General features: G+C 70.9%; 12 protein-coding genes and 1 pseudogene. 10 read left to right on the top strand and 3 right to left on the bottom strand.

What is annotated here, in order from left to right:
• Positions 1–7 precede the first annotated feature (7 nt).
• Positions 8–1,033, top strand: coding sequence for a 2,3-diaminopropionate biosynthesis protein SbnA (sbnA, locus tag ABZ845_RS09955; protein WP_360975573.1), 1,026 nt, complete (start codon positions 8–10; stop codon positions 1,031–1,033).
• 67 nt (positions 1,034–1,100) lie between these two features.
• Here sbnA and ABZ845_RS09950 read toward each other — a convergent pair whose 3' ends face one another.
• Positions 1,101–3,167, bottom strand: coding sequence for a SpoIIE family protein phosphatase (locus tag ABZ845_RS09950; RefSeq protein WP_360975570.1), 2,067 nt, complete (start codon positions 3,165–3,167; stop codon positions 1,101–1,103).
• A gap of 492 nt (positions 3,168–3,659) precedes the next feature.
• Between ABZ845_RS09950 and ABZ845_RS09945 the strand changes: the two genes are divergently transcribed.
• On the top strand, positions 3,660–4,724 hold the full coding sequence (locus ABZ845_RS09945) for a PP2C family protein-serine/threonine phosphatase (protein WP_360975567.1): 1,065 nt from the start codon (positions 3,660–3,662) through the stop codon (positions 4,722–4,724).
• Positions 4,725–5,031: 307 nt separating this feature from the next.
• On the opposite strand, the gene ABZ845_RS09940 is transcribed toward ABZ845_RS09945, so the two are convergent.
• Positions 5,032–6,171: a galactosyldiacylglycerol synthase gene (locus ABZ845_RS09940; RefSeq protein WP_360975564.1), complete on the bottom strand. Its 1,140-nt coding sequence runs from the start codon at positions 6,169–6,171 to the stop codon at positions 5,032–5,034.
• 233 nt (positions 6,172–6,404) lie between these two features.
• Between ABZ845_RS09940 and ABZ845_RS09935 the strand changes: the two genes are divergently transcribed.
• From ABZ845_RS09935 to ABZ845_RS09925, 3 genes are read left to right on the top strand one after another with little or no spacing between them, the layout of a single operon-like run.
• On the top strand, positions 6,405–7,259 hold the full coding sequence (locus ABZ845_RS09935; protein ID WP_360975561.1) for an SDR family oxidoreductase: 855 nt from the start codon (positions 6,405–6,407) through the stop codon (positions 7,257–7,259).
• 9 nt (positions 7,260–7,268) lie between these two features.
• On the top strand, positions 7,269–8,195 hold the full coding sequence (locus tag ABZ845_RS09930) for a DMT family transporter (protein WP_360975558.1): 927 nt from the start codon (positions 7,269–7,271) through the stop codon (positions 8,193–8,195).
• Between the two features lie 53 nt (positions 8,196–8,248).
• Complete coding sequence (locus ABZ845_RS09925) at positions 8,249–8,995, top strand: polysaccharide deacetylase family protein (protein WP_360975555.1); 747 nt, start codon at positions 8,249–8,251, stop codon at positions 8,993–8,995.
• A 412-nt stretch (positions 8,996–9,407) separates the two neighbouring features.
• Here the strand turns inward: ABZ845_RS09925 and ABZ845_RS09920 are convergent.
• Positions 9,408–10,476, bottom strand: a pseudogene (locus ABZ845_RS09920) (IS701 family transposase); the annotation flags it as partial.
• A gap of 313 nt (positions 10,477–10,789) precedes the next feature.
• Here ABZ845_RS09920 and ABZ845_RS09915 point away from each other — a divergent pair.
• The 5 genes from ABZ845_RS09915 (at position 10,790) to ABZ845_RS09895 (ending at position 18,547) form a co-directional block, all read left to right on the top strand.
• Positions 10,790–12,613: a glycoside hydrolase family 15 protein gene (locus tag ABZ845_RS09915; protein WP_360975552.1), complete on the top strand. Its 1,824-nt coding sequence runs from the start codon at positions 10,790–10,792 to the stop codon at positions 12,611–12,613.
• Entirely contained in the window at positions 12,614–13,552 is a 939-nt protein-coding gene (locus ABZ845_RS09910) for a cyclase family protein (RefSeq protein WP_360975549.1), read from the top strand.
• A gap of 193 nt (positions 13,553–13,745) precedes the next feature.
• Positions 13,746–15,326 carry a GMC family oxidoreductase gene (locus tag ABZ845_RS09905; protein WP_360975546.1) on the top strand — a complete coding sequence of 527 codons (1,581 nt, stop codon included), beginning with the start codon at positions 13,746–13,748 and terminating at the stop codon, positions 15,324–15,326.
• 56 nt (positions 15,327–15,382) lie between these two features.
• Positions 15,383–16,759, top strand: coding sequence for a glucose-6-phosphate dehydrogenase (gene zwf, locus ABZ845_RS09900; RefSeq protein ID WP_360975543.1), 1,377 nt, complete (start codon positions 15,383–15,385; stop codon positions 16,757–16,759).
• Between the two features lie 285 nt (positions 16,760–17,044).
• Positions 17,045–18,547, top strand: coding sequence for a streptophobe family protein (locus ABZ845_RS09895; protein ID WP_360975540.1), 1,503 nt, complete (start codon positions 17,045–17,047; stop codon positions 18,545–18,547).
• The last annotated feature ends 14 nt before the right edge of the window (positions 18,548–18,561 follow it).

Here is an 18,561-nt window from a genome sequence, read left to right as displayed (position 1 = left end):
GGCCACCGTGCCCGTCATCTCCACCCCTCAAGCCTTCAACGAAAGTCAGCTCTACGTCGACCTCCAGTCGATTTTCGGGCGCTCCCTCTACCTGAAGTGCGAGGGCTTCAACTTCGCCGGCTCGGTCAAGCTGAAGGCCGCGATCGAGATGGTGGAGACCGCTGAGCGGGACGGGCTCCTCGGGCCGGATTCGATCCTGATCGAGTCCTCGTCCGGGAATCTTGGCGTGGCGCTCAGCATGATCGCAGCGAGCAAGGGCTACAAGTTCATCTGCGTGACGGACTCCCGGTGCAACCTGTCGACCAGGCTGCTCATGGAGGCGCTGGGCAGCGAGGTCCACATCATCGCGGACCTGGACGCCAACGGCGGCTTCCTCGGCGCCAGGATCGACTATGTCCGCGCGCTGTGCGCCTCCGACGACCGTTATGTGTGGCTGAGCCAGTACACCAATCCGGGCAACTGGCGGGCTCACTACCGCAAGACGGCTCCGGAGATCGCCCGTCAGTTTCCCCGGCTTGACGTGCTGTTCGTCGGGGCGGGGACCACCGGGACCCTGATGGGCTGCGCCCGGTACTTCCGAGAGTGGCACCGGCCGGTACAGATCGTGGCGGTGGACAGCGTGGGCTCGGTGAGCTTCGGGGGCGAACCCGGCCGGCGGATGATTCCGGGGCTGGGCATGAGCATGCGGCCGCCGTTGCTCGACGAGTCCTACGTCGACGAGGTGATCAGGGTCGAGGAGGCGGACACCATCCGTGCCTGCCACCGCCTGGCCAGACGCGGGTTCCTGTTCGGCGGCTCGACCGGAACGGTGGTCAGCGGCGCGATGGACTGGCTTGCCCGGCACGAGACACGCGGCCTCACCGCTGTGGCCATCGCGCCGGACCTCGGCGAGCGCTACCTGGACACGATCTACCAGACCAACTGGCTGCACGACCTGTACGGCGACGACGTACTCGGCACCGACGACATGACCCCCGCTCCCCGGGGAGCCGAGCGCACCCCGCGGGCGACGGGCCGGCGGCGCAAGACATAGCGGAGTCCGCACCGGTTGCGCTCCGCCTTCTCGGCGGCGGACTCGCGGTTCGGGCGGCCGTGGCTGCTCACTCGGCGCGGGCTACGAGCAGGGCCACGTCGTCATGGTCGTCCGGATGGCGCAGTCCGTACAGCAGCAGGTCGCAGGTCTCCTCCAAGGGGCGGCGGGGCTCGTCCAGCAGGCTGAGGAGGAGGTCGAGGCGGTCGTCGATGGGGTGGTGCCGGGTCTCCACGAGGCCGTCGGTGTAGAGGATCAGCAGATCCCCCGGGTCCAGGCGGGCGGTGGTGGTCTCGAACGGGACACCGCCCACGCCGAGCGGGGCGCCGGAAGGCAGATCGAGCAAAGTGGGCCCGTGACCGGGTCCGGCCAGCGCGGGCGGCATGTGGCCCGCGTTCGCTATACGGCAGGTGCGTTGATGCGGGTCGTACACCGCGTAGACGCAGGTGACGATGTAGTGCTCCAGATCGCAGGTGATCTTGTCCAGATGCTGGAGTACCGCGTCGGGTTCGAGGTCGAGGTCCGCGTAGGCGCAGGTCGCGGTGCGCAGCCGGCCCATGGTGGCGGCGGCGTCGATGCCGTTGCCCATGACATCGCCGACGACCAGTGCGGTCTTGTCGCCCGCGAGCGGGATGACGTCGTACCAGTCGCCGCCGACCTCGCTCGTGGTCTGCGCCGGCTGGTAACGGGTGGCGAGCTCCAGGCCGGTGTGCTGCAGCGGGTGGGAAGGCAGCAGGCTGCGCTGCAGCGTGAGGGCGGTGTTGCGCACGCTCTGGTACCAGCGCGCGTTGTCGATGGCCACGGCGGCGCGGCCGGCCAGCTCACTGGCCAGGACGACATCGTCCTCATCGAACGCCACGGGGTTGCGGGTGCGTTTGAGGTCGAGCGCTCCGAGCACCTCGCCATGGGCGATCAGCGGCACCGCCAGGTAGGAGTGGACCCCGGCGCGGGCCAGCAGCGTGGTCGCCTCGGGATCGCGGGCGATGCGCCGCAGGTCCTGGTCGGCGACGTGGCGCACCAGGACGGGTCGCCCGGAGTGGACGCACAGCGTGACCAGCCGGTCTCCTTCGTAGGAGGCGAGATCACCGGGCGGGTCGGCGGCGCGGAGGGCGACCGTGGGATGCGATGCCTTGAGGGCGAGGGCCCGGAAGAGTTCCGGGCCGGTGTCCGGCTTGCTGGTGCGGCGGCAGGCGAGGGCCGAGTCGAGGACGTCCACGGCGACCACGTCCGCGAGCACCGGGGTTGCGATCTCGGCCAGTTCGCGGGCGGTGGTGTCCACCTCCAGAGTCGTGCCGACGCGGGCGGAGGCGTCGGCGATCAGGGCCAGCCGGCGCCGGGCCCGGTCGGCCTCGATGGCCACGCGATGACGCTCGGTGACATCGACGACCGAGGTCGCAGCGCCGAGGACGCGGCCGCCGGGGTCTTCCAGGCGGTAGAAGGAGAGGGACCACGCGTGATCGTTGTCGGGGTCGGCGGGGGTGCGGCCGACGGCGTAGTGGTCGAGCAGCGGGGTGCCGGTGGCCAGCACCTGCTGAAGGGCGGACTCGATGGTGTCGATGTCGGGGAAGGTGAAGGTCTCCCGCAGATGGCGGCCGATGTGCTCCTGCGCGGGTATGCCGTCGATGCGCTCCAGCGCGGGGTTGACCAGAAGGCAGCGCAGTTCGGGGTCCATGAGGGCCAGGCCGATCGGTGACTGGTTGACCAGCCGTTCGCACAGGGCGAGATTGGTCTCCACCTGCTGGAGTGCGGAGTGGTCGGCCGCGATCCCGAGGGCGTAGGCGTTCCCGGTATCGCTGAGGAGCCGCATGTTGCGGAACTCCATGAGGCGGGTGTCGCCGTCCTTGTGCTTGATGGGGAAGGCCCCGGACCAGCTCCGTCCGGTCTCCAGCACCTCGGCGAACAGGCTCACCACCGCCTTCATGTGCTCCGGCTGGATGAACAGGCGTGCCGCGTACTCGCCGAGGGCTTCCTCAGGGGTGTACCCGAAGAGATCCTCGGCCTGGGGGCTCCAGAAGACGATGCGCCCGTTCGGGTCGAGGACCACCGCGGCGACGCTGAGCATGTCCAGCAGACCGCTGGTCCGCTCTTGCCCCGGGCCTGTGTCCTGGTCCTCTGCCTGGAACGATTCGGCTGTCATCCCAGATCTCCCTGGTTCGGGTACTTCCATGCTGCCCCCGGCAGTGTGTGCTGCCCAGCGCAGGGCGCAGGCGCCGAGCCCGGAGCGGGTTCGGGCGTCGGCCCGGGTGTGGAAGCGGACTACCGCCTCAAGTACCCCTCATGTGCCGTGCTGATCCAGTGCCTCGTGACGTGAGCGCTATATCGCGTGATCGTTATGTCGTAGGATCAGCAGAAAGATGCCGATATGCCTCTTCCGGAGTAAATGATCGGGTTGACCTGCGGACCACATCGGGCCGATCCCCGCGATCAAAGCCCCGCCAGGAGTTGGTGTGCACACGCCGAGTGACTGGATCTCCCAGGGCCCGCATGGGTTCCTGCCGTGGTCGGCGTGCCTTCCGCCGCGGAGCGAATCGTGAGATGGCCCTTTCGGGGTGAGGCCGGTGACGCCGGGAAACGGCGCGCGGCACACCAGGGTCATACGGGCCGGGACACACCCGCTCCGCCCGCGTGGATGCGGTGGCTGCCACTGCTCTACGTGGCCGTGGTCCTGGCAGTCGAACCGATCACACCGGTGGACTGGCCGGTCAGTTTCGTGCTCATCGCCATCCCCATCATCACCGCCTTCGCCCATGGCCCCGCCACGGTGGCCGTCGTCACGATCCTGACCATCACCTTCGAAGCGGTTCTGGCGGGCACTCCGTGCTGTGCGGGCCGTTCCGTGGGCTACCTGTGGGAGCGGCACTATGTGGCCTCCTACGTCTCGACCGCCCTGATAGGGATACTCGGCACACTCCTCGCCGCCCACCGGACGCGCCGGGAACGCACCCTCGCCACCGTGCGGTTCGTGGCCGAGACCGCGCAGCGCGTGCTGCTGCGCCCGGTGCCGCACCGCGTCGGCCAGATCTGCGTGGAGACCCTGTACCTGTCCGCCGCCGCGGAGGCGCGCATCGGCGGCGACCTCTACGAGGCGGTGCCCACGGCGCACGGGGTGCGGCTGCTCATCGGCGACGTCCGGGGCAAGGGGCTGGTCGCGGTGGAGACCGCCGCGACCATGCTGGGCGCCTTCCGCGAGGCCGCGCATGACGAGCCGGACCTGGCCGCGGTGGCGCACCGCGTGGAGATCAGCATGGCCCGCAGAGCGGCGGAGCTTCCTGGAAGTGAGGTGGAGGAACGCTTCGTGACCGCCGTGTTCGCGGAGATCCCCGAGAACCAACCAGTGGTACGCCTGGTCAACTGCGGTCATCCGCCGCCGCTGCTCATCAGCCATGACGAGGTCATGGAACTGGAACCGGAGGAGACGTCGCCGCCCATAAACCTGGGTGTGCTCGTCGGGGACAACTACCACGTCGAGGTGAAGCCGTTCGGGCCCGGCGATCAGCTGCTGCTGTACACGGACGGGGTGACGGAGACGCGCGACAACTGCGGAAACTTCTATCCGCTCATCGATCGGGTGCGGTCATGGGCCGTACTGGGGCCTCGGGGCCTGCTCAACCGGCTCCACAAGGATCTGCTGTCGTACAGCGACGCGCATCTTGATGATGATACGGCGGCGCTTTCGGCCTATCGGTTGCCGTGACGCTGGCCGCTGGGGGGCGGGGTGGTGTACCTCCGGGTACGTGGTCGTGTGCGGGTGCGCTGTGGGTTTTGCGCAGTTCCCCGCGCCCCTGTCGGGTGGCTCGGGGGTGGGAACGGTTTGTGGTGCGCGGGTCTTTCAGCGGGAGGGGAACCGTGGTTCAAGTCGTACCGGAAGCACGTCTTATAGGGGCGCGGGGAACTGCGCGACAAGCCACAGTCCGCCCGCAGACGACGAACCGCCCCGAAGGGGGCGCGGGGAACTGCGCGAAAAGCCTCAACGCGCCCGCAGGGTTCACCTCTTCGGGGGATTACGTGTCCGGTGTATCCAGGAGTTCCACCAGCCGTGCGAGCGCGTCGGCGCGAAAGAGCGCCCGGCCGTGCGCCACGCGGCGCGACCGGTCGGGACCCTCCGCCGTGAGTCGGCCGAGCGCGCCGAGCAGGCCCGGCGTGTCGGCGGCGAGGTCCGAGAGACCGAGCGCGGCCATACGGCGTACGCCCTCTGCGCCATGGCCCGGCAAGGGCCGGTATCCCACCACCGGGAGGCCCACGGCGAGAGCCTGGACCGCGGTCTGCCCGGCGGCGTTGTCGACCAGGGCGTCGGCCGCGTGCATCAGACCGGGCATGTCGTCGACCCAGCCCAGGGCGACCGTGCCCGGGATCCCGCGCAGGCCCCGGCGGAGGCGTTCGTTGCGCCCGCACAGCGCCACCGGCAGGAACCCGTGCGACGCCAGCAGCCGGACGGTCGAGGGAAGACGGGAGGCGGCACCCCAGGCTCCGGCGGAGAGCAGGACCGGCGGGCGGCCGGGGGCGAGATGTTCGAAGCGCCGTGTCCACCAGGCCGCCGCCGTGGGGGCCGGCGCGAAGAACTCCGGCGCCACGACCGGTCCGGTGGCTTCGGCGGCCGTGGCGATCTCCTGGCGGACCACTCCCGCGCACTCGTCCGTGAGGCAGAGGTACCGGTCGTTCCCGGGATGGAGCCACTGCCGGTGCACGGCGAAGTCGACCAGGAGCACGACGCTCGGCACCCGCAGCAGTCCCCGGGAGCGGAGGTCGCCGGTCAGCAGCGCTCCGAGGTGGAAGACGGACACCACGACATCCGTGCGGGTCCGGTCCACGAGGTCCGTCAGGCGGTCGCCCGCGAGGCGGGCCAGCGGGACACCGCTGGGGCGACGGCCCGGTCCCCGGCGCAGCAGCGCGCGGTACACCAGGGCGTACACCCAGGGGAAGCGCCGCACGGATGCCCCGTAGCCACGGCGCAGCCCGCTGCCGACACCGTGGGGCAGCAGACTGAGGACGTCCACGGTCCGGGCCTCGTGACCGCGTTCCCTGGCCCGGCGCGCCAGCTCTCCGGCGACGGTGTCGTGGCCGGAGCCCATGCTCGCGCTGACGATCAGGATCCGCCGGGATCCGGCCTGGGACCACCCGGCGCGGTCGGGCGCCTCAGCCATCGACGGCCGGGACGGGAGAACGGGCGGACGACGCGCAGCGACCGCGTGTGGGGTCCGCCGAGCGGCGACCCGTCACGACCGTTCGCGTCGCCTGCCGTCGCGACGCAGGGGAAAATGCACACATTGGTGGCAATTGTGCACCGTTCTGTCGTCCGCTACTTCCATCTGAACCCGGGAGCAGTCGCCTTTCGCCGTCACTCCGGTGTTCGCCGTCGCAGCCGAGGTCAGCAGCCATGTCCCATGCTCCCTCCCGTGCCCGATCCGCTACCAGCCCGTCCGGAAAGGCCGCGTCCGGGGTCGCGCCGTCCCCCGACCGGACGACGGGCGGCGACCAGGCAGTCCGCCGGGGTGCCGCGCTGGTGACCGGCGCGTCGTCCGGAATCGGCGCCGCCATCGCCCGCCGGCTGGCCGACGAGGGCGGCTGGCGACTTGTCGTGAACGGACACGACGCGGCCAGGCTCGCCCGTGTCGCGGTCGAGGCGTCGGCCACGCCCTTTCCCACGGACCACACCCTGCCCGGCTCCCACCGTCAGCTGGCCGAGTTCACGCTCGGCCACCTGGGCCGGGTGGACCTTCTGGTGGCCTGTGCCGGGATCGGCTGGGCGGGGGACTTCTGCCGCATGCCCACGGACACCATCGACGACGTCATCGGCGTGGACGTACTCGCCACGATGCATCTCGTACGGCATCTGCTCCCCCGGATGGTCGAAGCGGGCTCCGGACGTGTGGTGATCATCGGCTCGTTCGCCGGGACGGTCGGCGTACGCGGTGAGGCCGTGTACTCCGCGGCCAAGGCGGCGCTCGGCACCTTCGCCGACGCCCTGCGCTACGAACTGCGCGGCACGGGCGTGGGCATCAGCCATGTGGTCCCCGGTGTGGTGGACACCCCGTTCTTCGAACGCCGCGGCGTGCCCTACCGGCGGTCGAGGCCCCGGCCGGTGCCGCCCGAGCGCGTGGCTCAGGCGGTCCTGGACGCCGTGTCGCGGGGCCGGGACGAGATCTTCGTACCCGGCTGGCTGCGCCTGCCCGCGGGAGTGCGGGGCGCGGCGCCCTCCCTCTACCGGCGTCTTGCCGCCAGGTTCGGATGAGGGGCGGCGGTGAACCATCTGACCGTCGCGCTGGCCCTTCTCGCGGCCCTGTCCAACGCCGCGGCATCCGTCCTCCAGCGCCGGGCGGCGACGGACGAGCCCGGGGGCGGCGGCGGAATACGTCAGTCGGTGCGGTGGCTCGCGCGGGCGCTGCGCCGACGGCAGTGGCTGGCGGGTGCCGGTCTGCTCGCCCTGTCGGCCGTGCTCCAGGCGTCGGCCCTGGCCGTGGGCGGCCTGTCCGTCGTCCAGCCCCTGATGGCGAGCGAACTGCTGTTCACCCTGGTCGTCGGAAGCGTCGTCTTCCGCCGTCGCCCGAGCCGTCGCACCTGGCTGGCGTTCCTGGCTCTCGCGGCCGGCCTGGCGCTCTTCCTGGGCGCGGCCGAGCCCTCCCCCGGCCGGTCCACCGCCACAACGGGGCGCTGGCCGGCGACGGGGGCGACGGTGCTGTGCCTGGTCGTGCTGCTCGTGGCCGTGGCCCGCCCGCTGCAGGGCGCACCGCGCGCCGCGCTCCTCGGGCTCGCGTCCGCGGTTTCCTTCGCCGCCACCGCCGCGCTCCTGAAAGAGGTCACGGGCATCCTCGCCCACGGCTGGGGTGCGGTGTTCACCCACTGGCCGCTGTACGCCACCGCCGCTGTCGGAGCGCTCTCGTTCGTGCTGTTGCAGAGCGCGCTGCGGGCCGGGACGCTGACCGCGTCGCAGCCCGCCCTCACCCTCGGTGACGCGCTGACCAGTGTGGCGCTGGGGTGGGTGCTGTTCGGCGAGGAGATCGCTCTGGGCGTGCGCGTTCTGCCGGAGGTGATCGGCGTCGCGCTGATCGGGGCGGGCAGCATCGGGCTCGCGAGCGCCCCGACGGTGAGCGGTGCCTGGGACGCACCACCGGGAGGGCGCAACGGCACGGATCCCGGCACCCCGAGGCCACAGCCGCAGAGGTCGTGAACCCGTGGGTACCCCTATGACCCACGACAGCAGGCAGGGAGGCGGATGCCCGGATGATCCCTCGTCACAGCACTCCCGCCGTCCGGCGCGCGGCCCTTGTGGCGGCGCCGTTCGCCGCGGTCGCGGCCTGGCACATCGCCCCCGCCGTCACCTGGCTGCCCGGACTGCGGCGCCGCGTGTTCCCGGGACTCGCCGGAACGGGCCGCCCCGATCATGTCGCTCTCACGTTCGACGACGGTCCGGATCCGGGCTCCACTCCGTACTTCCTCGACGCCCTGGACGGCCTCGGCGTACGGGCGACATTCTTCGTGCTGGGCGAAAGCGTCGTACGGCACCCGGAACTGACGCGCGAGATCCTGGGGCGGGGACACGAACTGGCCGTCCATGGCTGGTCGCACGACCGCCCGTGGCTGCCCTCACCCCTGCGCGACACGGCCGACCTGGCGCGTGCGGTGCGCGCTCTGCGCGACACCACGGGCGCCCGGCCGCGCTGGTACCGGCCGCCGTACGGGATCCTCACCTCGAGCCGCTGGGTGGCCGCCCGGAGGGCTGGGCTGCGTCCCGTGCTGTGGACCGCCTGGGGCAGGGACTGGACCGCCGGTGCCACGCCCGCCTCCGTAAGTGCCGTGGCCGGGGCCGGGCTCCACGGCGGCGGAACCCTCCTGCTGCACGACTCGGACCGGACATCGGCCGCCGGCTGCTGGCGCGCCACGCTCGAGGCGCTGCCCGCCGTCGTGGAGGGCTGCCGACGGGCCGGACTGTCCGTGGGGCCGCTCGCCGAGCACGGCACGGGTGCTTGAACCCTCCCCCAGCTGAAGCAGGGGGATTCCTGGCTCAGGAATCCCTGCAGGTCAACGACCTGAAAGGTCTTACTCCCTCAACGCCACCCGGGACGGAACCTGCCCGGTTTGTACAGCAAAGTCAGTTGGTGATTGTGCTGGCTTGGTTCTCGCGCAACACGTTGTACGCGCTTGGTTCTCGCAACGTACAGCGCACAGGCTACCCGTCACGTACCCGGTCTTTCGCCCTAATACTGCAACCGCATGTGGGGGTCGTGGCCTCGGCGTTGGTAATGGCAGCGGCGGGCGCGGGCTTGGCTGCGGCGTCGGAAGTGTGACCAGTGCAGACGGTGCTCGTTGGCGTGGCAGCGGGGCGTCGTGACGATGTGGCCTCCTTGGCCCCTTTTGCGGCTTCTTGGGCGCGGATGGCGGTGAGGTAGGCGAGGGCGGCCATGGCCAGGGTGATGTGCCGGTACCAGGCTCGGTAGAGACGGACCTGGTAGTGGTCGAGGCCGCACTCGCCTTTCGCGGTCTGGAAGCATTCCTCCACCTGCCAGCGGGCACCAGCGGTCTTGACCAGGTCTTTCAGCCGGGAAGTGACGGGTCCGTAGCAGACGTAGTGGGAGATGTCGGTGGGATCGGTCAGGCTGCGGCGGGCCAGAACCCAGTGCCCGAAGCCGCCGTCCCAGACGGGCCCGATGGCGACGCGGGCCCAGTGGTAGATCCGTTGGCCGTGGGCGCCCGCTCCGGCCGAGATCCGCTTCCACGCCTGCTTGGGCAGCGCGGCGATCAGCTCATCCACGCGGCCGTCGTGTCCATCGACGGTGGTGACAGTCGTTGACCTCGGTGGCCAGCACATATGCCACCCGGCGTTCCTCCAGCCACACACGGAAGTGCTTGACCTGTCCGTATGCTTCGTCCGCGGTGACCCAGGCGAACGGCACCGCCGCGTCGATGGCGCGTTGCAGCATCCACTTCAGGTGCTCGATCTTCGTGGCGAACGGCACCGTGTCGTCGATGCCGGCCGCGCGGCAGCGGTCGCGTTCGTCCGTCCAGGACTTCGGGACGTAGAGCTCCCGGTCGATCAGCGCCCGTCCCCTGGCGGAGGCGTAGGCCAGGAACGTGCCGATCTGGCAGTTCTCGGTGCGGCCCGCAGTGCCGGAATATTGCCGCTGGACACCGGCTGACCTGGTGCCCTTCTTCAGGAAACCGGTGTCGTCGCCGATGAGGACGCCGTCCTTGGCGCCGATGCTCTCCACGACGAAGTCCCGGACATCGTCGCGGACCGCGTCCTCGTCCCAATCGGAAAGGTTCAGCAGGCGTTGCACACCGTCCGGACGGAGCTGGCCGACCTGCTCCGCCAGCGTCCATCCGTTTTTTCTCTCCAATGGCGCCAGCAGGCCCCTGAGGTAGTCCAGAGCCCGATCTCGAGGTTCCGACCTGCCAAAACGATGCCCGAACCGGGCATGCAACCCGGCTATCCCCTCGGACCACGACTCGATCTGCTCAACCGTCAGGGACTGATCACACTGTCAGACCAACGAGCGACAACGCTTACCGTCACGCCACAGGCGGTTGCAGTACTAAGGGCGAAACCCCGTTTCCTGCCCTGCTCCGCAGGAGCTTCGTTTCCTCCCCCGGCTGAAGCCGGGGGTATCCACGAAGGAAATCCCCGATGACCGCGTACGCTCCGCGCCGCGCCGCCCTCGGCCGTACGAGGGAGATCCGCCCGGCAACACCCGGAGCTTGCCGGTACGCCCGACCGGGGCTCGGATAGCTTTCCCGGGAGCCGACCGGAGAGCTCGGAGTGTGCCGATGGACCGCTATCCGCCGATCGCCGAACACGGACTGGTGGGCGACCTGCAGACCGCCGCTCTGATCTCTTCCAAGGGCGTACTGGACTGGTTCGCCGCTCCCCGCTTCGACTCCCCCAGCATCTTCGCCGCGCTGCTCGACCACGACCGCGGCGGGTACTTCCGGCTGGCGGCGGACGGGGACAACGTCACGTACCGCCAGCTGTACTACCCGGACACCGCCGTGCTGGTGACCCGTTTCATGTCACCGGACGGCGTCGGCGAGCTGATGGACTGGATGCCCCCGAACACATCCCGCCGGCCCAGCGACCGCCACACGCTGATCCGGGGGGTCCGCGCGGTGCGCGGCACGGTCAGCTTCTCGCTCGACTGCCGGCCGCGCTTCGACTACGGACGCGCCCCGCACGAACTCCATGCCGACGGGCACAGCGCGGTCTTCCACGGCCCGGACCTCTCACTGCATCTCCAGGGCACATTCCCGCTCGAACGCGCGGGCGACGACGTACACGCCACGCTGACGCTCGACGCCGGGCAGGTCGCCGGGATGGTCATGACGGTCTGCCCTCCGGGCGATCCCGCGCCCCCCGCCCCCACCGAGGAAGGGGTCACCGAGGAGCTGTGGTCCGCGGTCGGCTTCTGGCAGAGCTGGGTGAGCGCCGCGAACTACAACGGGCGGTGGCAGAACAGCGTGCGACGCTCGGCCATCGTGCTCAAGCTGCTCACCTACGCGCCCACGGGGGCACCGGTCGCCGCGGCGACCATGGGCCTGCCCGAACAGGTGGGCGGAGAGCGCAACTGGGACTACCGCTTCACCTGGGTCCGTGACGCCTCCCTTTCCGTGCGCGCCCTGCTCGACCTCGGCTTCGCCGAGGAGGCGTCCGCGTTCACCACATGGATCACCGCCCGGATGCGCGAGCGCGCCGGACTGCCGGGCGAGCGGCTCCAGGTCATGTACCGGGTCGACGGCGACCCCCGGTTGGACGAGGAGGTCCTGGACCATCTGGAGGGCTACCGCGGTTCGTATCCGGTACGGGCAGGGAACGCCGCGATGGACCAGCTCCAGCTCGACATCTACGGCGAGGCGCTCTACGCCATGTGCGAGGCCCGCGAACTCGGGCTCGTCCAGGCCGGGTACCACAGCTGGCAGGGGACGGCGAGTGTGCTCGACTGGCTCGTGCACAACTGGGACCGGCCGGACGAGGGCATCTGGGAGACCCGCGGCGGACGGAAGGACTTCACCTACAGCCGGGTGATGACATGGGTCGCCTTCGACCGCGGAATCAAGCTGGCCGAGCACTTCAGCAGGCCCGGCGACATCGAACTGTGGCGGCACACCCGCGACACCGTGCTGCAGCAGATCATGGACCGGGGCTGGAACGAGGCGGAGGGTGCCCTGGTCCAGCACTACGACAGCGATGTTCTCGACGCCTCCCTGCTGCTCATCCCCCGGGTCGGCCTGCTCGCCGCCAAGGACCCGTCCTGGCTGACGACCCTGGACGCGATGGACCGCAAGCTGGTGTCCGACAGCCTCGTCTACCGCTACGACCCGGCCGCCTCCCCCGACGGACTGCGCGGCTGCGAGGGCACCTTCAGCCTGTGCACCTTCCTCTACGTGGACGCCCTCGCCCGCGCGGGGCGTCTGCGCCAGGCCCGCTACGCCTTCGAGAAGATGCTCACCTACGCCAACCACGTCGGCCTGTTCGCCGAGGAGATCGGCCCGGCCGGCGAGCAGCTCGGCAACTTCCCGCAGGCCTTCACCCATCTGTCCCTGATCATGGCGGCCTGCACCCTGGACGAGGCCCTCGACGCACAGCGGAAGCCCTGAATGGCCGGCGCGCAGGGTCTACCGGCCCTCGGCGCGGCCGAGTTCGAGGCGCTGTACGGAAGGGTCCGCCGTCCGGCCCCGGAGGGTGCGGCCTCCCGTGGGGCACTGGACCTGATCACGCCGGACCGCGTGGTCCGGGCGGCCCAGGAGGTCAGCGCCGGGCTGCGGGTCAGTCTCGCCGCTCCGGTGGAGACCGGTGTCTCGCCGGACGATCCCGAACCCGCCTGCCATCGCATGACGGGGGCCGTGCCGGGCACCATCGACCGCGGCGCGCTGCAGTTCGCCATGGACCACTTCGGCATGAACGTCCACAGCGACGTGAACAGTCACCTGGACGCGCTGTGCCATGTCGTCTACCACGGCACCCTGTTCGGGGGCGTCGAGGCCGCCTGTGCTCAGCCCCGGGGTGGCGAGGTGCTCACCGTCGCGCTGGCGCGGGACGGGATCGTCGGCCGCGGGGTGCTGCTGGACATTCCCCGGCTGCGGGGGGTGCGGTGGCTGGAGCCGGGCGACCGGGTGACCGCCGAGGAACTGGCCGGGGCCGAGGCCGCGCAGGGCGTCCGCGTCGGGGCCGGGGACCTGTTGTTCGTCCGGGTCGGGCACCGCCGCCGCCGTATCGAGCTGGGACCCTGGGAGACCGCGGTGGCCCGGGCCGGGCTGCACCCCGATGCCGTGGAGTTCCTGGCCGAGCGGCAGGTCTCCGTGCTCGGCAGCGACGGCAACAACGACGCCGCGCCCAGCGCCGTCGAGGGCGTGGCATTCCCCGTCCATGTGCTCGCGATCCACGCGATGGGGGTACACCTGCTCGACTATCTCCAGTTCGAGGATCTGATGCCGGTCTGCGAGGAGCTGGGCCGCTGGTCGTTCCTGTGCGTGATCGCCCCGCTGCGGCTGCCGCACGCGACCGGCTCGCCGGTCAATCCGATCGCGGTCCTGTGACGCCCCGCACGGGGACACCGTTCACTCCGGCGCCGACGTGGACGGCGCGAACCGCCCGCCGGAGGACGACCTGCTCCATCACCGGTGGCCGACGGGACCTCCGGGGGGCGGTTCGCCGACATGCCGCACGGCGGGTCGGCGGATAGCTTGCGGGACAGGACCTGTCTGCAACGACTCCAGAATGGAATGCCCCGTGGCTGGCGATCAGCACTACGACGTCGTCGTCATCGGCAGCGGTGCGGGCGGCGGCACGCTGGCTCACCGGCTGGCGTCCACCGGGAAGCGGGTGCTGATCCTCGAACGCGGCGACTACCTGCCGCGTGAACGGGACAACTGGGACTCCACCGCGGTCTTCGTCAAGGGGCGCTACCGGGCCCCGGAGTACTGGTACGACAAGGACGGCAACGCCTTCCCGCCCGAGGTGAACTACTACGTCGGCGGCAACACCAAGTTCTTCGGCGCCGCGCTGTTCCGGCTGCGCCCCGAGGACTTCGGCGAGCTGCGCCACCACGACGGGATCTCACCCGCCTGGCCCATCGACCACCAGGACCTGGAGCCTTACTACACCCGGGCGGAGCAGCTCTACCTCGTCCACGGCCGCCATGGGGAGGACCCGACCGAGGGGCCGGCGAGCGCACAGTACCCGTTCCCGCCGGTCGGGCACGAGCCGCGCATCCAGCAGCTCAGCGACGACCTGGAGAAGCAGGGCCTGCACCCCTTCCATCTGCCGATCGGCGTGAACCTCACCCAGAACGGGCACGGCCGCCCCACCCACGACAGCGTCTGCATCCGCTGCGACCGGGTGGACGGTTTCCCCTGCCTGCTGGGCGCCAAGTCCGACGCCCAGGTGATCTGCGTGGACCCGGCGCTCGCACACGACAACGTCAGTCTGATCACCCGCGCGCAGGTGAGCAGACTGGAGACCGACCCCACCGGCCGCACCGTCACCGGCGTGGTGACCGAGCTGGGCGACGGCAGCAAGGTCACTTTCGCGGCGGACATCGTCGTCGTCGCCTGCGGAGCCGTCAACTCGGCCCTCCTGCTGCTGCGTTCGGCGAGCGACCGGCACCCGTCCGGGCTGGCCAACAGCTCCGGCGTGGTCGGCCGCCACTACATGCGGCACAACAACATGGCCCTGATGGCGGTGTCGCACGAGCCCAACCCCACCGTGTTCCAGAAGACCCTCGCGCTGCACGACTGGTATCTGGGCGCGGACGACTGGGAGTTCCCGCTCGGCGGCGTCCAGATGCTCGGCAAGTCCGACGCGGAGCAGATCCATGGCGAGGCGCCGCGCTGGGCCGGCGTCCTCGCCCCCGACATGCCGTTCGAGGTGCTCGCGCACCACGCGGTGGACTTCTGGCTGTGCGGTGAGGATCTGCCGCACCCGGACAACCGCGTGACGCTGGACGCCGACGGGAACGTACGTCTCACACTGGACGAGAAGAACAACATCGCCGGGCTGAAGCGGCTGCGCCACAAGCTCGAGAGCATGCTGGGAAAGCTGGGGATGCGGGAGCACTGTCTGCTGCCGCACAGCATCTATCTGCACAAGGGCATGCCCATCGGCGCCACCGCGCACCAGGCCGGCACCGTCCGCTTCGGCACCGACCCCGGCGCGTCCGCCCTGGACGTCGACTGCAAGGCGCACGACCTCGACAACCTCTACGTCGTCGACACCAGCTTCTTCCCGAGCATCGGGGCGGTGAACCCGTCCCTGACGGCCATCGCCAACGCGCTGCGGGTGGGCGACCACCTCGCCGAACGGCTGCGCTGACGACGGAATTCGCACGGACGGACCGCCCCAGGAGGCGTTCGACAGAAGGGTCCGAGATGACGACACGGCAGATGGACGCGCTGGTGATCTTCGGGGCGACCGGTGACCTGGCCAAGCTCGAGACGTTCCCCGCCCTGGTGGGGCTGGTGGCGCGCGGCGTCCTCGATGTCCCGGTGGTGGGCGTGGCGAAGTCCGGCTGGAGCCTGGAGCAGTTCCGCTCCTACGCCGAGGCCTCGCTCACCCTCAACCATATGGACCCCCGCTCGCCCGCGGCGGTGAAGCTGCTCGGGCTGCTCCGCTACGTCGACGGCGACCTGGACGACGACACGACCTACACGGCGATGTCCGAGGCCATGGGCAGCGGCAGGCGCGCCCTGTTCTATCTGGAGGTGCCGCCCGCGATCTTCGGGCGGATCGCGCACGGGATCGCCGGCGCGGGACGCGCGAAGGACGCCCGCATCATGGTCGAGAAGCCCTTCGGCCATGATCTGTCGAGCGCGCGCCGGCTCAACGCCACGCTGCAGGAGTACTTCCCCGAGGAGGCCATCTACCGCGTCGACCACTGGCTGGGGCTCGACCCCGTGGAGAACGTGCTGTTCGCGCGCTTCGCCAACTCGATGATCGAACCGCTGCTCAACCGTACGCACGTGGAGAGCGTCCAGATCACGATGGCCGAGGCGTTCGACGTGTCGGACCGCGGCCGGTTCTACGACCACACCGGCGCCGTACGGGACGTCGTCCAGAACCACATGCTGCAGGTGCTGGCCACCGTGATGGCCGACCCTCCGTCCGGGCAAGGACTCGCGTCCTGGCAGGACTCCAAGGCCCAGCTCGTCTCGTCTCTTCGACCGCTCACGCCGGACACCATCGTGCGCGGGCAGTACGACGGCTATCTCGACGTGGACGGCGTCGACCCCAAGTCGGCGGTCGAGACGTTCGCCGCGATCCGCCTCGCCGTCGACTCCTGGCGCTGGGCCGACGTCCCGGTCCTCATCCGCGCGGGGAAGTGCCTGCCGGTCACCGCCACCGAGGTCTGCGTCCGTTTCCACCGTCCTCCGCACGACGTGTTCGGGCTGCGTCCGGCGCCCGCCACCAACATGCTCCGGTTCCGCGTCTGGCCCGAGACCGAGCTGACCCTGACCCTCGCGGGCAAGAAGCCCGGCGAGGGCTGGGGTGCCCAGCAGGAGGAGCTGGCCTTCAGCCAGCTGCCGGGCTCGGACATGCGGCCCTACGACCGGCTCATCGGAGCCGCGCTGGACGGCGACCGCTGGCTGTTCGCCCGGCAGGACACGGTGGAGGCCGCCTGGCGTGTGGTCGACCCGATCCTCGGCGACCTCGTGCCCGCGCACCCCTATCCCAGGGGCACATGGGGCCCCAAGGAGGCCGAGGCCCTGCTGCCGGCCGGGGACACCTGGCACGACCCGGCGGGCTGAGGGCGCCGACGGCTTCTGGGAGTTTTCCGGGAGCTTGGGCTCCGTCTCCGCCCCGGCCCCGCCATGACCTGCGGCGGGCTCTTCCGGGTTCTCAGAAACCTCTAAGGACTTCTGCGGACCGTGGCATGCACGAGGGACAGGCTGTGCGGACACACACCGCACGGCCGGAGTCCCGGCCATGTGCCCCACGGGAAGCGGAGTCCTGACATGTCTGTCCCCACATCCAGGTCCAGGCCCTCGCATACGGCCGCTCCGCCGCGGAAGACGGTCGGTCCGCTGCGGAACATGGCGGAGGGAGCGGGAGCCGCACTGTGCGCGGTGGCCGTGATGACGGTCGTCTCCGGGCTCGGGCTGTATCTGCTGGGCGCCGGATCGTACGGCTCCCTGTGGTCGCTGACGTCGGCGGTGACATCCCTGTCCGTCGGCGGCTCGGCGCGGGCGGGTTCCGACGCGCCGAGCGCGCAGGACGGCTTCTCTCTCGGCGGCCTGTTCGGCGCCGGGGGCGGAGGCGGGCTGAACCTTTCGGTGAGCGGTGCCGCCGACCTTGTGCCGCTCGGCGTGACGCTGGCCGGCTCCGTGACGCTGTGGTTCGTGTTCTCCCGTGGGCTGTCACTCCGCCGCGTCACCGGGGGTGACCTCGCGGCGCGGGGTCTGTCGGCGGCGGTGACCGCGCTGATCGCCTTCGCGTTCCTGGCGCACGGCGCGCACGGCACCGTGCGCATCCCGGGGGCGGTGCTGAGCGGGGCCGGGCACGGCACGGGCACAGCGTCCGGAGGTGGCCTCGGCAGCGGGGCGGGGGGTCTGGGGGGCCTGTTCGGCGGCGCGAACGGCGGCGGCCAGGCCGTCCGGAAGCTGGAGGCGGCCTATCAGGTGAGCGCCGGGGCCGCTGTCGGCGGCGCGGTGCTGTGGGTGGCCGTCGTCGTCGCCCTGGGGTGTCTGATCAGCCGCCGGGTGCCATGGCCCGGGGGTTCGGCGACGGGACGGCTGCGGAACGCGTGGGCGCCGAGCGTGTCGGCGGCGGTGCGTGTGCTCCTGGTGACCACCGCCGTCGCACTGGCCGGGATGGCGGTCGTGGGCGTGATGGTGGGAGGCCGGGCATCCATGGCGGCGGGTGCCGCCCTGCTGCTGGCGCCTAACGCCGTGGCGGTGTTCCTGACGCTGGGGCTCGGTGTCCCCTGGACCGCGTCGAAACACCATGTGTCCGGCGAGGGCGGCGGTGGTCTGGCCGCGCTGATCAGCCGGCTGCGGGGGCAGCAGTCCGGCGTTGCGGCCGACCGCACCGAGCACCTCGGGGAGCTGTCCGTCGGCGGGGTGCCGCTGTGGCTGGTGGCCCTCGCGGTGGCCGTGCTCGTCCTGGTGGTCTGCGGATACGTCGCGGCGCGGGCCACGGATCCGGCCCGGACACGGCCGTTGCACCCCTACGGCGGACGGCACGGCCGGCATCTCGCCGCGGCCGAACGGCTCGGCGTCGTCACGGCCGTGGTCATGGGCGCCGCCGCGCTGTTCGCTCAGGCGTCCGGACACCTGGACGTGAGTGTGTTCGACACCACGGTGGGCGGCACGCGGGCGGAACTCGGCGGCGGCATATGGCTGTGCCCAGTCACCGGGCTGCTCGCCGGGGCCGTGGCGGGGCTGGCCGGGAGCTCCCTTTACTGCGCGGTGACAGGACGCTTCCTTATCCTCGGCGCAGGGACCCGGGCGGCGGCCGGCGCCGGAGGTCCCCTCGCTCCGGACTCCGGGCGGAAAGCGAAGTCCGGCTCCGTGGAGGAACCCGTTGGCAACCGTTGACCGATCCCGTCTTC

It is taken from the genome of Streptomyces sp. NPDC047022 (assembly GCF_040644155.1).
In the GTDB taxonomy this organism is placed as follows: domain Bacteria; phylum Actinomycetota; class Actinomycetes; order Streptomycetales; family Streptomycetaceae; genus Streptomyces.
The sequence above is the reverse complement of the archived record's forward strand: the minus strand, read 5'-3'. Positions and strand labels throughout refer to the sequence as shown.

What these genes read in the sequence shown, in the direction of transcription:
- ABZ845_RS09940 (WP_360975564.1), bottom strand. Translation starts at nt 6,171, where the DNA reads ATGGCTGAGGCGCCCGACCGCGCCGGGTGGTCCCAGGCCGGATCCCGG.
- ABZ845_RS09935 (WP_360975561.1), top strand. Translation starts at nt 6,405, where the DNA reads ATGTCCCATGCTCCCTCCCGTGCCCGATCCGCTACCAGCCCGTCCGGA.
- ABZ845_RS09895 (WP_360975540.1), top strand. Translation starts at nt 17,045, where the DNA reads ATGGCGGAGGGAGCGGGAGCCGCACTGTGCGCGGTGGCCGTGATGACG.
- ABZ845_RS09915 (WP_360975552.1), top strand. Translation starts at nt 10,790, where the DNA reads ATGGACCGCTATCCGCCGATCGCCGAACACGGACTGGTGGGCGACCTG.
- zwf (WP_360975543.1), top strand. Translation starts at nt 15,383, where the DNA reads ATGACGACACGGCAGATGGACGCGCTGGTGATCTTCGGGGCGACCGGT.
- ABZ845_RS09910 (WP_360975549.1), top strand. Translation starts at nt 12,614, where the DNA reads ATGGCCGGCGCGCAGGGTCTACCGGCCCTCGGCGCGGCCGAGTTCGAG.
- ABZ845_RS09925 (WP_360975555.1), top strand. Translation starts at nt 8,249, where the DNA reads ATGATCCCTCGTCACAGCACTCCCGCCGTCCGGCGCGCGGCCCTTGTG.
- ABZ845_RS09945 (WP_360975567.1), top strand. Translation starts at nt 3,660, where the DNA reads ATGCGGTGGCTGCCACTGCTCTACGTGGCCGTGGTCCTGGCAGTCGAA.
- ABZ845_RS09950 (WP_360975570.1), bottom strand. Translation starts at nt 3,167, where the DNA reads ATGACAGCCGAATCGTTCCAGGCAGAGGACCAGGACACAGGCCCGGGG.